The organism is Endozoicomonas sp. 4G, assembly GCF_023822025.1.
Taxonomy (GTDB): domain Bacteria; phylum Pseudomonadota; class Gammaproteobacteria; order Pseudomonadales; family Endozoicomonadaceae; genus Endozoicomonas_A.
The window spans coordinates 1,775,946-1,790,458 of sequence record NZ_CP082909.1; the positions used below are offsets into that span (position 1 = coordinate 1,775,946).

Below are 14,513 nucleotides of genomic sequence, written 5' to 3' on the forward strand. Positions count from 1 at the left end.
TTATCTGAAGGACTGCATTGAAAGTGTTTAATGCTATGACCTTCAGTCAGGATGGAAGTTCAGTTCAGGATAATGACTCACTCAGTGAATCCAGATTCACGCTGTGCAAAAACTCATTGGCGATGGCTGTTAAATCACCGTGTCTCAGCACCAGGGCATCACTGGCGTTATTTACCTCCCGCAAGTAGGCATCTTCAACGGAATCCTGGAACCTCCAAGAGCTTATGATGACAGACATCATGGCATGCAGCTCAATGGGTGAGGATGGGTCGTGAGAACCATAGGTATCATCGATGCGCCATTTTTTTATGTTTTCCCAGAAAACAGCATCAGCCCAACAATACTTTAAGCAACCTCCTTTCGAGTGTGTCATTCCGTACAGGTAATAACTGAAAGCCTGCTGAATCGCCTGATGGCATTTGTTTTTAAAATTGAACCGAAGACTTAACTCATGATCCGACAGATAGAAGTGTTTCAAAAGAGGTTTATACCTGTTTTCAATTTCAAGATATTTTTTATTATATTCATCTTTGTTAGTTTCATAATGATCATAATATGCGTCTTTCAATGCCTCAAGCTCATTGTTACATTGTTTTCGCATCTGCTCATATTGATTAGTTTTGTCAAAAATCGGCTGCAGGCATTCCGGGCTGTTGGCAATCATTCGTTGCATCAGGGCTTTGACTTTTTCATCCAACACTGTATTTTCCCATTCAGGTTGCCCTATGATAATCACCGGACGGTGGTTTGCCTTGAGCGAGCTTAATTGCTCAAATGCGGGATCATGTACCAACATTCGTTCTATATTCGGAATACCCTCAGGTTCATGCGTCCAGGTTTTTTGTAACGATGATTTGGGTAATTTTCTTTGAAAGTATGACGAAACCCCATCATGACTATCAGTGACGTGCAAGGCATCGCCCCTAACAAATCGGAAGTTTTTATAAGCGGACTGCCATAGGTCGTTATTTGTTTCCCTGGAAAATAACTGCTGATACCACTTCTTCAGGCAACGGGTGGCACCCACCTTGAGTTCATCAATGCTTTGCAGATGCACCAATAGATCATGATGTTCGAGAAAGCGTTTAGTACTGTCAATGGGCGGCAATGGATCCAGCCAATCCAATTCCAGGGCTTTAAAGGTAAATTCAATAACCGAACGTTTTTTTCTGTTACTTCTAATCAGAGTACCTATTATTGCATTCAACCAACTTTCCGGTTCTGCTTTGCCCTCAACTATTATTTTTGAATAGAGTAATTTGAGTGGTTCAGTGACCTGATCTTCATCATTGTCTTGTAATATTTCCAGGACTGTATTCACCATTGGTGCACAACTTTCATCGTCATAAGTCACATCACTGATCAATTCTTTCTCCTCAGGGCTCAATGCCTTTTTATCCAGTGACGCTAACAGTGAGACACCCATGGAAAAGCTGGCTAAATCTCTTTTCCTCCAGAGTTGCCTTACTATGGTGGCAATAGTTGGCCCGGTTTCTAGCAATACACTGTTTGTCTCAAGGTTTGCTTTCAGTTCTTCAAGGGTGATGTTAAGGGTGTCAGCCAGACTTTGCAGTTGTGCTTCATCAGTCTCTTTCAGGAGATCACTGATGTTATTTGGCTCAGAGTCATCGTCCTTGATCCGCTTGACGTGCGGGAACTCAGGTACGATTTCTGTTGTCTCGACAGGCGCCCCACCCAAGTCTACTGATTCCCAGGTTCGGCCTCCATCGACGGAAGTCTCTGCAAAGGTGTGGGCACTACCGGTAATCACCCGACATGGAATCCCGAAATAACGGCACATTGCAACAAAAACAGGCGCACGATGACGACAGCTCCCTTGTCGCTGGGTGACGAGGAATTCAAAGAAGTTTTTATTGGAATCCGGGTCTGGTACGGCATCACCGGAAAAACTCCGACAATAGTCCCTGATCGCCTCAATGCGTTGCCTCGTGGTTTTAGCCGCTGTTATGGGCAGTAAAAGCATCTGTAATTCGGCGGGTGGCGGGTCAATGGAGTCAAACAGTTTGTCCAGTACTGTGTTCATACCTTCGCAGCAGCGGGCGTCAAACCGTGTTGATGGTAAGGGTTGGACTGCTTCAGCCTGTGTTTTTTTGCCCGATTTTCCATGTTCTACGATATAAGTAAATTCAATTTCCTGATGGATACTGCCCCTTGGAATAGTCAGTGTGTGCAGTCCAGTGTATTGGTTCCGCGACAAGAAAAATTCCGTAGCGGGATTCGTACGCATAGCCGTGATACGATCGCCCGGCATGAGGCTGGGCAATTCATAGAAACGACTGATTGATCGCCTTTTAAAGATTGCCAGGGTTTGGTTGCCGGTTAATGTTACTTCCTGGTCAGGTTTTGGTAACCGGGCAGGCTTGAGGATTTCGACCCCCTGCACGGGATCATTAATGCCGAAGTATTCGATATCGCCCTCAGCAGACACATAAATATCATGAGCCTTGAACCGATAAAGCCCGGTAGGAAAGTCTCGCCTGTTAAAAATGATATGGTCGTCTATTTTTCGTGTACTTCGATTCTTGTAGTTCGTGCTCTTATCCAACTCCAAAGCCTGTTTCTTGTCGAATTGTGGATTGTATTTTTTTGCAGCGTTATCACTAACGGTTGCGCCAACAGGTTGTGGCTTATGATCCATTTGCTGACTCAATGCCGGAGCGTTATCATCATCACCAACAGCCGATGCCTCATTGTTAAAATCGTCTACTAAATGGTTCAACAGTTCACTGATCTGATGCCAAAGCACAGCCCATCCTTTAACGTCATGGGCGTCCCACGCACTTATATGACGATCAGCCTCAAGAAGGTAAGGCTGGTTATCGGTTGAATTCAGCGTCAGTGCCTGTTCTGCCGTCATGGAAAATACGCGACTAACAGCCACGCCCGTCTGGCCAAAGTGACGAGCAAACCAGCATTGTTGCCAGTGTCGGTACAGTGCCTGGGTGAGAATATCATCCGACGGATCCGGCTTCAGGGAAAGACCGGATGCCTGCCATTGGCTATGGGCCACTCTCTTGATGATTTCCGCTTTGACTTCCTCTTTATCCGGGTTATCCAGACGAACCTTAATACGGATTTCACGGTTTTTTTCATCAAAACTGTCGAGATGACTGCAGCGTATCAACCACGGGCGATCCATACCTGATACCGTTTCGTTTAACCAACGGCACAGTCCAGGATCAAACGCTCCTCTATTGATGGCAGGAGCCGATAACCCGGGCAGTTTTTCCAGCGATGTTTTGGCGGCCATCAGATACAGCCGATAGTGTTGATTGAAACATTGATGAAGGCTTTTTTGGCTAAAATCGCCCCCTTTAACAGCCCTGGCGACATTTTGTAAATCAAGGCTGGTGGGCTGTAACGACAATTTTTTCCGGTTCAGATCAGCCCTCAATCGACAATGCAGCCAGGTCAGAATTTCAGCCGCATTTTTCCCCTCCGGGGTCTCTGGCAACACTTTCTCAGCAATAGCCTGCAACTCTGTCGGGTTGTACTGGCGGATGGGCAAATGTCGAAAACGCCCTTTCAGCGCCGGTGACAAGGGTTTTCGACCGCTGTACTCCGGTGGGTTGATGGTGGCAAACAGGTGAAAACCCGGATGGGCGTCACCGGCCAGAATATCGTTTAACTCGCCTTCCAGATGCTGGCTGTCGATCAGATTCATTTCTGAAATCACCACGATGCCGCCTTTAGCTTTTGCCTCCTGGATGGCTTCACATACTTTGTCCCAGGAACAGTCGCTGGCATTCAGGTAAAAGACTTTCGGCATCAATTCCTGCCGTTCCCTGGCCTGCTGTCTGATACTTTCGATCATCAGGTTCAGGGTGACATCCTTACCCCGCCCGGCGGGGCCTTCAATCAGTGTCGCCTGTCTTCCGCCGTGTTTTATACCGTGATGATAAGCCTGCTGGGCACGGCTTAAATCCTGCCCAATCCTTTGCACCAGCTCACAGACGGCTGAGCCGGAGGTATCAAACTCAGGTCGGTATTTCCTGGTGAATTCTGTGAAGGCTTTCTGAATTTCGGGCAGGGTATCGTTATGGACTTTGTCCTTCAGAGCGTTGTCCGGTTGATAACGGGCAGTAAACCAGATGTCCAGTGCGGACAGGGCATCCCGATCAGCCTCGTTGACTTCAGGGCCCAATACATCCCGAAAACTTTGTTGGATCAAAGCATCCATTTGCCCGCAGGTCACCGTGTCACCGGGGGATAACGAACGATCCAGATACCAGCCCACCCAACTGCAGATATCCGTTAAATCCCTTGGGGTAAACTCATGTTCGGGCAACAGTTCCTGATAGTATTGCCAGAGTGTCATAACACTGTGGGTGGCACTGCGGGCAATGTCGTTTATTTCAAGCTCTTTTAGTTGAGACTCCTTTAGTTGAGACTCCTTTAGTTGAGACTCCTTTAGTTGAGACTCCTTTAGTTGAGACTCCTTTAGTTGAGACTCCTTTAGTTGAGACTCCCTTAGTTGAGACTCCGGCAGCTGACGTTGTTGTAATTGTTGTAACTGATTGACCAGAGCCGGTTCCACCACCCTGTCCCTGAGGAATGCCTCGTCTAGCCGTGGGTAGTAAGCCCTGGGCAGTTTCTGTTTCAGGGCCGGGTCCAGCTGGCGTCCGGCGTAATCATCCGGGTTACCGGTGAGAATTACCCGGTGTTTTTCGCTGATCGGGACAGGATGGCCATTTACGTAGATGCAGGGTTTCGGTTCCCATAAACCATTCAGGGACGCCAGTAAGCCAGTTTGAGCCAGATTGGCTTCATCCAGAATCAGGGTGAGGTATTCTTCGTCTCTATCGGATCGGGCCTCGGCCCATTCCATCAGCATCCGGTGTTGCTGTTCCATAGCGCGGTCACCATCGGCCTGTTTTTGCCACTGCCAGCGTTTCATCAGGGTTTGTTCAGTGTCAGAAGGGCCAAGGGACAGCACCGTAGCCGGTCCTGAAGCTTTCGCCATTTTGGCGGAAAAGTAACTTTTCCCGGTGCCGGTTTCCCCCTGCAGGAAGATCACGGGAGAATCTTTAAGCCGTTCATGGAGTCGGGATAATCGACGGTTTTCACGATCCTGCTGATTGATCTTACCGTGATAAAGATCCTCGGCCAGTGCTGATAAAGGCTTATTATCAGCTAAAGGCTTATTATCAGCTAAAGGCTTATCACCAGCTAAAGGCTTATCACCAGCGTCTTGCAATGCCAGTGTTTCAGACAGTCGATGTTTTATACGTTCAATGCCTTCTGTTTTAGACGTTGCTGTTTTGGTAATTTGAAAACAATCGGTGGCCAGCGCGTGAATAGCATCGGATCGGGTCCGCTCTGGTGGCAAAGTTAATTGCTTGTCAGAAGCCAGTGCATCCTGCAAACGTTTAATCTGTCTTGATGGCCTGATGGGTAGCATTTGATACTTTTTTACTGCCGCCGGGTCGACTTTCAACTGATACGCCATGGCCTCTCGTTGATTGTCAGGCCCATTGGCGACGATTATGGCACAGAGCCTGTCCAGAATTTCGTCTTCATCTATCGATAGATATGGTTTTTCATAGGACAGTTCTAAATCTCTATTAAATACTATCGGGTCACATGCTCTGGCCAGTGACCACAGGTTCTGCTTTACAAATGCTCTGTCCAGTCGGTAAGCCCCGCTAACGATGGCCGTTAATTGATCCGGGTCAACCGAAGCTGGTTTATCCGGCTTTTTATAGGCATACGGCTTTTTCTGGGCATCTGGCTTTTTCTGGGCATCTGGCAATAACCGCCAACAAGCCACTTTCATAAAATCCCTTACCGTCGGATGCTGACGGGTGCCATGGGTAATGGTGCTATTAATGGCCTTGCGCCAGTGGCGGGGTAAAAGCTGTAGTGACTGGTCAAGCTGCTGTGCCCGCAGGGCAGCCAATATCAGGTTATTTAACAGGGTTTCGGTGATTTCAGGCAGAGGGTTACAAAGCTCAACAGGTACGGTTTTAAAGGCTTTGTAAAGTTTATTAAGTGCTTGTTCTGGCAGCTCAGTCCGGGGAATACCATGCCTTTCGGCATTAATACCCCAGAGATCAACCTCGGGACACGGCTCGCCCCTGGCAATCATCGAACAAAATATTGGAGAGGGGCTGTTCGCCGACTCAGGCCAGAGCACAGTGACATGAGCCTGCGGGTAGGTCTGTAATTGGCCATTCACCAACAGAGGTTGCCCGACAGCCAGAGGTTCCAGCAACTGTTGCAGGGTTGAATTGCTTTCCAACCCTCGCAATACCACCGGCCTGCCAGTGGTCAATGCTTCCTGCAAGCCACTTAGGCGTCGTCCAAAATGGGCTTTTTGTTCCGAAGTGATGTGAATATTATCGAATAGCTGGCTGAAGCCGGTCTGGTCATTGACCTGAATGACCAGGGGGTCTTCCGGGTCATTGTTTGCCGGGTCATCGTTTTCCGGGTTATTGTTTGCCGGGCCATCGTTGATCCAATGACTTGCCTGAGCGTCTTTCTGATAAATGGCTGCATTAAAGGCAGACTGAGTTCTGACATTTAGAGGGTGTTCATCGTTTTCTTGCAACCCCAACACCTGCGGCTGCTTTCTTGAGTGAGCTACCTGAAGTCGGGGCTCCAGACCGGTCGTTTCGCGAATGGTGTGCAAGGATCCCAACAAACGAAACCAGACGGCCTCAGTAAGAGGAGACGTTACGGTAACGACACCACCCGCCCGAATCTGTTCCAACAGGCAGGTGTTAGGAACTGCATAACCTTCCGGGGCAATGGCAATCGGATTTAGCCATTTGCTGATATTACTCTCGTTGATGATGATCGGCTTTGGTGGTGCCCGCTCTTTATCATCTTCTTGGTCATTAGAGTGGGATAGGTTTTGGAACAGTAAACGGAGCTCTTTTTTCTCTACCGGCATCTGATAAAACTGAACATCGTCGGGTAACTGGCAGACCTTCCCATTGCTCTCAAAACACTTGTGCGCCAGCATCTGTCGAATTGTCTGTTCAAAGGCCAGATCTTGCCAGTCGGCTCCTTTCAAAATTACCCGTTGTCCGGCTGTTAATGTCTCAAGCCTGCCGGGGATGTGCTGGATTCGTCCCTGTTCATTGACACCGGGGCCACCCAACAACAACTGTCGCCAGTTGCTGTGCAAGTGGCAGTCAATAACAAGGGTAGTGTCGTCGTCCGTAGTCCTTTCGGCAGGGGGGAGTTCAATCACTAATGGTGGAACCTCATCAATATCCATCGATGAGGCATTGTTGCTTTGTGGGTCAAATTGCCAGCTATTGCCCGGTCGATTAATCCGCCGCCAGAAATCAGCACCGGGGGCATCGTCAGACCGGCCAACCGATGACAACTGTTCAGGGTCTGCCAAAACCAACAGCGAAACATGCGCGCCCAGGGGGCGTTTCTTTTGGCTAACTTTGTCGTATAAACAGGGGTTGTCGGGATCCAGCAGATCGTTGAATTTCGGCAGCTCCTCGCCGCTGAGCTTTCGGATATCCATCACCAGGGTCAATGGCTGTGAGCCTTCAAACAGCTTGCCTGAGCTCAGCGTATGGCAGCCATCATCGGCAATACTCAACCGGCTCACCAGGTTAGCCTGTGAGAGGTCATCGGGGTGGGAAATAACAGCGACGTCCTGATGTTGATCGCAGGTACGGGCCACTAAAAGCTGCCGAACCTCATCATCACTGGCGACAAAACGGAAATCGAAGGCATGGGATGACTTTTGACATGAGCCGTCCGTGGAGGATACGGTTCTCGCTTTACCGGGGATCGCTGAAGATGGCGCTATCTTCAGGTTGGACATGACTTCAGAGCAGGCTTCTACCTGCTTTGCCTTCGATAAATCCAGCTTTGCTCGCTTGGCTGGCACGCTGTTATCAGGCACACCAAGCTCAACAACGGGTTTGTTTATTTCCCCACCAATCTGACCATCCATAGTCAATTTCTCTCCTGTCGTATGAAGAACTGCATTGAAATTGTTAAATGTTATGACCTTTAGACAGGATGGAAGTTCATTTTTCCACTCGTTCCCACGCTCTGCGTGGGAATGCATACCGGTAGTGTGTCACGCTCCCACGCTGGAGCATGGGAGCGAGTCATGGCAGCCAGTCTTCAGTCATTAACTGGTCATAAGACCAAGGACAAGTTTCTGGGAAATCTTTAACCTCACATTTCATCTTATCTGCTGCGCTGTTACGGGCTAACCTATATGCTATAGGCAATACTTCATCTATTTTATGTTTTAACCCGGGGTTCTCATCTAGTTCTACTTCAACGTTAACTCTCTGCGCATTAATAGTGACCTTCCAACTACGATACCATTCATCCATATCATGTAGATCGTCCTTGTTTTGCGACTGCATTTGCCATTTTAGTAAGTGAAATAACAGTTGCTTTAAACAGTTTCTTAAAGCACGATAGCGAGACTTACCCATATCTTCTACTTCCTCAAGTAAATTCTCAGTATCTAGCTCATTGAACTTACCTTGTCGTATTAGTTCTGCTTGTTGACAAGTCCAACTATAAAAGTCTTTTTGATACAAGTTCATCGTTTTACCTCAACTGGATACCCTGTAAATAAAATACTTCCATTGGCCTACCACTGTAGACAAATAACAGAAAGGGCGCAAAATGAATGACCAAAGCACAGATGCCATTGTTGGTTCGGAGTCCGCATCCTTCGACCGTGCATCCTGAGCGGAGTCGAAGGGCGCTCAGGATGAACGTAGATTGTTCACATCAAACTCATTGAAATGATGCACTAGTTTGTTAGGCGAGGTATGCATTCCCACGCAAAGCATGGGAACGAGGGGGTTGTATGCATATCAAACGGCACCTGACTTACAGGTGCCGTTTTTTCAGGTTTCTTTATCCATCTCCTGATAAACAACAATGTCGTCTACATCAATATCCAAAGCCTCTGACAGCCTTTTTATGGTTTTTATAGAACCGGTTTTTTGTCCGCTCTCAATCTGGCTAATCATGGAAGTCGAGACGCCTGATAGTTCGTGTAGCTGTTTCTGGCTTAGCTCCCTGTACTCTCTCCAGACGGTAATGGGGTTGTCACCGTTCAGAAGCCTGTCTGTGATGTGCTTGGGCAATATTTCGTCATTGCCGTTGGCGAGGTCCACTTTTGCCTTTCTGAAGGCTTCAGAGTCTTCAGCATCCTCCATTTTTTCCAACATCGCCTGATATTCATCGTGAGGCATGACAACAAAAGCCGGTTTTCCTTCGTGTTTAAATATTTCAGCCATTTTAAAACCCCGGAGGGACAAAGCCCTTCTCTAATGCTTGTAAATTCCGCCTCTCGGCCCAACTCTTACTACTTCAATAATCAATTGATTATGCTGTATTTCGTAGATTATTCGCCAATTTCCAACTCTTAGTCTGTAACCTGGTTCATCCTGAAGCTTCTTTATGTCTCCGTCCGGAAGCTTTTCCACTGCTCGCCTGATTCGTGATCTGTCGGGCTCCGGTATTTTTGCCAGTTCCTTGGTTGCCCGTCTCGTATAACGTTTCTCGAACATGGGTATATAGTACTTTGTTATTTGCTATCGGTAAATTAATAATTTGCTTTTAGTAAAGCATGTTAATTGAATTTGTAAATCAAAAATTGTTTCAACGCTCCATAGGGTGTCGCAAAACTCTCTAGCAGGCTTCCCCCCCCTCGTTCCCACGCTCCAGCGTGGGAATGCATACCCCACCTAACAAACTGGTACACGCTTTCAATATAATTGACGGGTTCCCTCTATCAGTGGCACCCAAACTCCGTTCACCCTGAGCGGAGTCGAAGGGCGCTCAGGATGAACGTAGATTGTTCACATCAAACTCATTGAAGTGACGTACTACTCTTCATAGGGTTCAATATCCATATCGGGATCAACATCCCACTCTGCTCCATGAGTGTCGCTGGAATCTTCCAGAGTGCCCGCAAGCTCCGGTGGATCAATATGCGCGTGACTTATCGGCAAAAGTTGCGAAATTGGCAATGACTCGGCTGGTAGAGCGTTAAGAGACGAAGATCCACTGCCAAAGCCGCAAGACATGAGGTCGAAACGACGCACAAGAATAGATGGAATGCCAACAAGCCTGGAACGACCGACTCCTCGCTGATCGGTTTGCGTTCCTGTCGTGCCGTGATGAGTGTGGCCCGTCCAACTTCTTTCGGGATGCTCTGACAGGAATTGACAAACACCATGACAGGAATCGACGAAACAATTTAAACCAAAAGTATGTCGGGGTTGTTCGGGGTTCTGGTTACCGCCACCAGAGCCGGAAGACATGAGGCTGGGTAAAGCAGCTGTATGAAGAGTAATTGTTCCTGAGGCTTGCGATTGAGATGGCTGGCTTTGTGATTGGTTTTGTGATTGGTTTTGTTGCCCGTTTTGTCCTTCACCATTTTCGGGTTTTGTTTTGGTGGTGATCAAAACCGGGTAATCCCCCTGTGTCAACATAGATATCGTATCCAGTTGATCCATTAGGTTAAACAGAGGGTAATGAGGGTTCCAATAGCTTTTCAAAAGCAAGCCGACAGCAGCCATTGCCTCTACAGGGATCATCGGTTTTGTGCTTTTCCTGAACCGGAAATTTAGACCAAGAGGTTGATAGATCAAGAAAAAAGCATTTTTCAAAAACCAAAGGTCGCACAGGGTAGAAAAATGTCCTTCAAGAATTACCGTTCAAAGCAACTCAAACAGGTGCAAAACCTGTTCATTGCGGGCAAATCGTTTGACGCTATGTTGCCGGTCAAACAGGATGACAAAATTGGTGTCATTGACTTCAATGACTTTACCCTTCCCGAAAATGCTGTGTTTTACTCTCCGGTTGAGTTGCCAGGGAGCGTTTTCTGGCACCTCCCTGCGCAAGATATTCTGCCGTGCTGACAGGTAGGCCGGACTGTGTGGGGAAGCGGTTGGTTTTGAGCGGTGTGTCAGTGAGGGGATCGTTTCAATCACCTGTGCCAGATTCGGTTTTATTGCCTGAAGGTAGCGACGAGCTGCTTTAGTTAATCCTGTTTTCTTGAGTTGATCGACCAGTTCATCTTCTGAAACACGGTTAAGTGACCGGCAAATGGATTGAACATGGGGAACCTGCATTTCTTTCAGAAACAGGCTGATTTGTTGCGAGTTGTTATTCTTCCAACTGTTGGCTTTGGGCTGCAGGGATCCATTGCCAGTAAACAGATAGAGTTTTTCCCTGGCCCGGGTCATGGCGACGTAGAGCAGTCTTCGCTCTGCTTCCAGGTCTTCACCGTTGCTTTGAGTCAGCTCATCTGTTCTTGTGAATGGCCAGTATTTTGCGGTCAGTCCCGGAATCAGAACGGTGGGCCATTCCAGTCCCTTGGCCCGGTGGCAGGAACTGATCACGATCTGTTCGGTGCGTTGCCCAGGGTTTTTGGAGGGTTGTTTCTGTTTCGATCTTAATTCATCCAGGTGCAGACAACTGTCACTGACGGTCAGGTTGGTTTTTCTCAGATAACTTAAGAAACCATCAATGGCCAGCAGTTGTTCTTCTGTTCTTTGGTCATTAAGGCTCATGGATTGCAGGCTTTCCCTGAGTTCTGAGCGTTGAATGTAGTGTTGCAGCACCGCTGCGGCCGCTTGCTGATCGGATGTCTTTTCCAGTGACTGTAGTATTTCAGCCCTGTCGTATAATTTCTGACGTTGATAATAAGTGATACCGGACACTTTACTGGCGTACTGATCCAGTACTTTTCCCCATTGTTGAGTGTGTTCCTGAAGATGGGCGACCAGTTGCTTTATCAGGGGCGTCTTCACGCCCAGGTGGGGCAGGGTAAACAGCGAAGTCAATATCTCAGCGCGAGCGGCAGGGTTTAAGTGTTGCAATTCACCAGAGGTCAGTCTCAGGACTGAAATCAAGGCTGATATTTCAGGGCGGTCAAACAGGGAAGGGCCTTCACACTGGTAGGCAAGACCGTTTGCCAGCAACCTCATCTCCAGTGGGACTGATTGTGCCCAGACCCTCAACAGCACAGCAATCCGGGATCCGGAGCTGGCAAGATGTTGCTGGATGGTGGTTAATACCCGTTCTGAATCTTCGCCAGCTCCCTGTGAGAGTGTGATGCTCGAGTCCGGGTTGTCCGGGTGAGCAATACAGATCACGTCTTTTCTGCTTCTGTTACGGCTGATCAGGTGACTGGCTGCCATGGCGATTTCGTGGCCGTATCGGAAAGTATGGGGCAGAGTCAACTGGTGAACGGTATCGGAGCTGGCATAATCCATTTCAAAGTTCCGGAGAATATTTTGTATATTGGCTCCGGCAAATTCATAGATCGTTTGATCGGGATCACCTACGGCAATCACTCTGGCTCGCTCACCGGCGATGATGCGTGTCAGCCGGTGTTGCAGGGTTGAGGTGTCCTGGTATTCATCAACAATGATTCGATCGACTTTATTGGTGATACGGGGGATGACGTCCGGGTTGGCTTCTATCAAACAGACTGCGTCGTACAACATATCGGTAAACGTTATTCTTCGGTGCTGGTGACGCCATTGCTCGAAGGCCTCAAAGAGTTCCACCAGAAATGGCAAATGATCAGAATAGTCTGCCTGCGCCAGCAGGTGGGAGGGTGTTTGCAGGTTAGCTTTAACGTTATCGATAAAGCTGCTGGCCACTTCAATGTAGCGGGCGCTGTCTGATTTGATCCTGTCCTGCAGCACATCAGGAGCTAATGTCAGCAGCAGCTCCCGGATTTTCAGTTCGATTTCTTTCTCTGTCAGGGGCTTGTGGTTGTAGGGTGCTCTCAACCCCCAGGCTTCGAGAGACTTCAAGAGTCTCAGGCCGGTTGAGTGATAGGTGCGGACTTGCGGCAGTACCGGCCACTCCTGGCAGCGTTTTTTGAGCTTGCGGGTAAAGTCCAGCTGGGCTGATTTGTTGAACATCATGACCATGATGCGTCGGGGAGCCATTCCCTGATTCAGCAATTCACGAATAAGAAAGGCGAGGGTGGTTGTTTTACCTGAACCGGCTACGGCTATGCAAAGAGCATGTCCATTGACATGCCGGGTTACCCTCCGTTGAGGGCCAGTCAGTTCCATACAATCAATGCGTCGGTGAAAGTTTATCAGACAGAGTCATTTATCGTATCAGAGAATCGGGGCAAGGGTGCACGTGGGACATTATTTTTTTATTCGGCAATTACTTTCTATGACCGTTATTGACAGATAAGTATAATGCCCCAAGAATCTCTTTGAAGGTGATCGTTCTTATGCAACAGGTGCTTATAAGCCTTGTAGGAATTGCAGTCCTGCTAGGTATCGCGATGCTTCTATCGGACAATAGAAAAGCAATAAAATTACGAACGGTGGGCGGGGCCTTTGCCATCCAGGCGGGTATCGGTGCCTTTGTGCTCTACATTCCCGCCGGACAATACGTTCTCGAAGCGATTACCAACGGCGTAAACGCTGTTATGGGATACGCTAACAATGGCATTGGTTTCCTTTTTGGCGAGCTGTCCAGCTTCAAACTGGGTCTTATCTTTGCTGTCCATGTGCTTCCTGTTGTTATCTTCTTTGCCTCTCTGGTTGCTGTGTTGTACTACCTGGGTATCATGCAGGTTATCATTCAGCTGTTTGGTGGTGCACTGCGTAAAGTATTAGGCACCAGTCGTACAGAATCACTGTCTGCGGCCGCTAATGTTTTCGTTGGCCAGACCGAAGCGCCTCTGCTGGTTCGTCCTTTCATCAGTCGTATGACTCAGTCTGAACTGTTTGCCGTGATGGTGGGTGGCCTGGCGTCGGTTGCCGGTGCGGTTATGGTGGGCTACGCCAGCATGGGGGTTGAATTAAAGTATCTGATCGCTGCCAGCGTCATGGCGGCTCCCGGTGGTTTGTTGATGGCAAAAATCATCAAACCTGAAACCGAGACACCTCACGATAACGTAGACGACATTGTCGAAGAGAGTGCTGAAGAAAAGCCCGCCAATGTTTTTGATGCAGCTGCTACCGGTGCTGCCAATGGTCTCAAACTGGCTGCCATTATCGGTGCCATGCTGCTGGCTTTCATCTCCCTGATTGCCATGCTCAACGGTATGCTGGGCTGGGCTGGTGGTTGGTTCGGTTATCCTGACCTGACTTTTGAACTGATCCTGGGTTACCTGTTTTCTCCCCTGGCTTACGTGATCGGTGTACCCTGGTCTGAGGCGCTGACTGCTGGCAGTTTCCTGGGGCAGAAAGTGATCGTGAACGAGTTTGTTGCTTTCTCCAGCCTGGCTAACTACGTCGATGCTGAAGCCGCAGCCAAGGCTGGTGTTACTCTGTTGTCGGATCGTTCACAGGCGATTCTGACCTTTGCCCTATGTGGTTTCGCTAATATTTCATCCATTGCTATTCTGCTGGGTGGTCTGGGTTCCATGGCTCCTAACCGTCGTCATGACATCGCCCGTTTTGGTCTGAAAGCGGTTGCGGCGGGTACCCTCTCTAACCTGATGAGTGCTACCATCGCAGGTCTGTTCTTGACTCTGGCTGTTTAACGCCTGTCACCGG

The 14,513-nt window shown here is 48.5% G+C and carries 7 protein-coding genes; 1 reads left to right on the top strand and 6 read right to left on the bottom strand.

Features of this window, described 5'->3' with window-relative positions; all coding sequences use genetic code 11:
- Positions 1–64: 64 nt before the first annotated feature.
- The 6 genes from K7B67_RS06950 to K7B67_RS06970 all read right to left on the bottom strand — a co-directional run bounded on the left by K7B67_RS06950 (position 65) and on the right by K7B67_RS06970 (position 13,067).
- The gene (locus tag K7B67_RS06950; RefSeq protein WP_252179633.1) at positions 65–7,945 is read right to left on the bottom strand and encodes an AAA family ATPase; all 7,881 of its coding nucleotides are present in this window, start codon (positions 7,943–7,945) and stop codon (positions 65–67) included.
- 160 nt (positions 7,946–8,105) lie between these two features.
- Complete coding sequence (locus K7B67_RS06955) at positions 8,106–8,558, bottom strand: DUF29 domain-containing protein (RefSeq protein WP_252179634.1); 453 nt, start codon at positions 8,556–8,558, stop codon at positions 8,106–8,108.
- Positions 8,559–8,867: 309 nt separating this feature from the next.
- Entirely contained in the window at positions 8,868–9,263 is a 396-nt protein-coding gene (locus K7B67_RS06960) for a helix-turn-helix transcriptional regulator (protein WP_252179635.1), read from the bottom strand.
- Between the two features lie 30 nt (positions 9,264–9,293).
- Positions 9,294–9,536, bottom strand: coding sequence for a type II toxin-antitoxin system RelE/ParE family toxin (locus K7B67_RS23990; protein ID WP_346658264.1), 243 nt, complete (start codon positions 9,534–9,536; stop codon positions 9,294–9,296).
- A gap of 318 nt (positions 9,537–9,854) precedes the next feature.
- The gene (locus K7B67_RS06965) at positions 9,855–10,640 is read right to left on the bottom strand and encodes a hypothetical protein (RefSeq protein ID WP_252179636.1); all 786 of its coding nucleotides are present in this window, start codon (positions 10,638–10,640) and stop codon (positions 9,855–9,857) included.
- A 48-nt stretch (positions 10,641–10,688) separates the two neighbouring features.
- The gene (locus K7B67_RS06970) at positions 10,689–13,067 is read right to left on the bottom strand and encodes an ATP-dependent helicase (RefSeq protein ID WP_252179637.1); all 2,379 of its coding nucleotides are present in this window, start codon (positions 13,065–13,067) and stop codon (positions 10,689–10,691) included.
- A 170-nt stretch (positions 13,068–13,237) separates the two neighbouring features.
- On the opposite strand from K7B67_RS06970, the gene K7B67_RS06975 reads away from it, so the two are divergent.
- The gene (locus K7B67_RS06975) at positions 13,238–14,500 is read left to right on the top strand and encodes a NupC/NupG family nucleoside CNT transporter (protein WP_252179638.1); all 1,263 of its coding nucleotides are present in this window, start codon (positions 13,238–13,240) and stop codon (positions 14,498–14,500) included.
- Positions 14,501–14,513 lie beyond the last annotated feature (13 nt).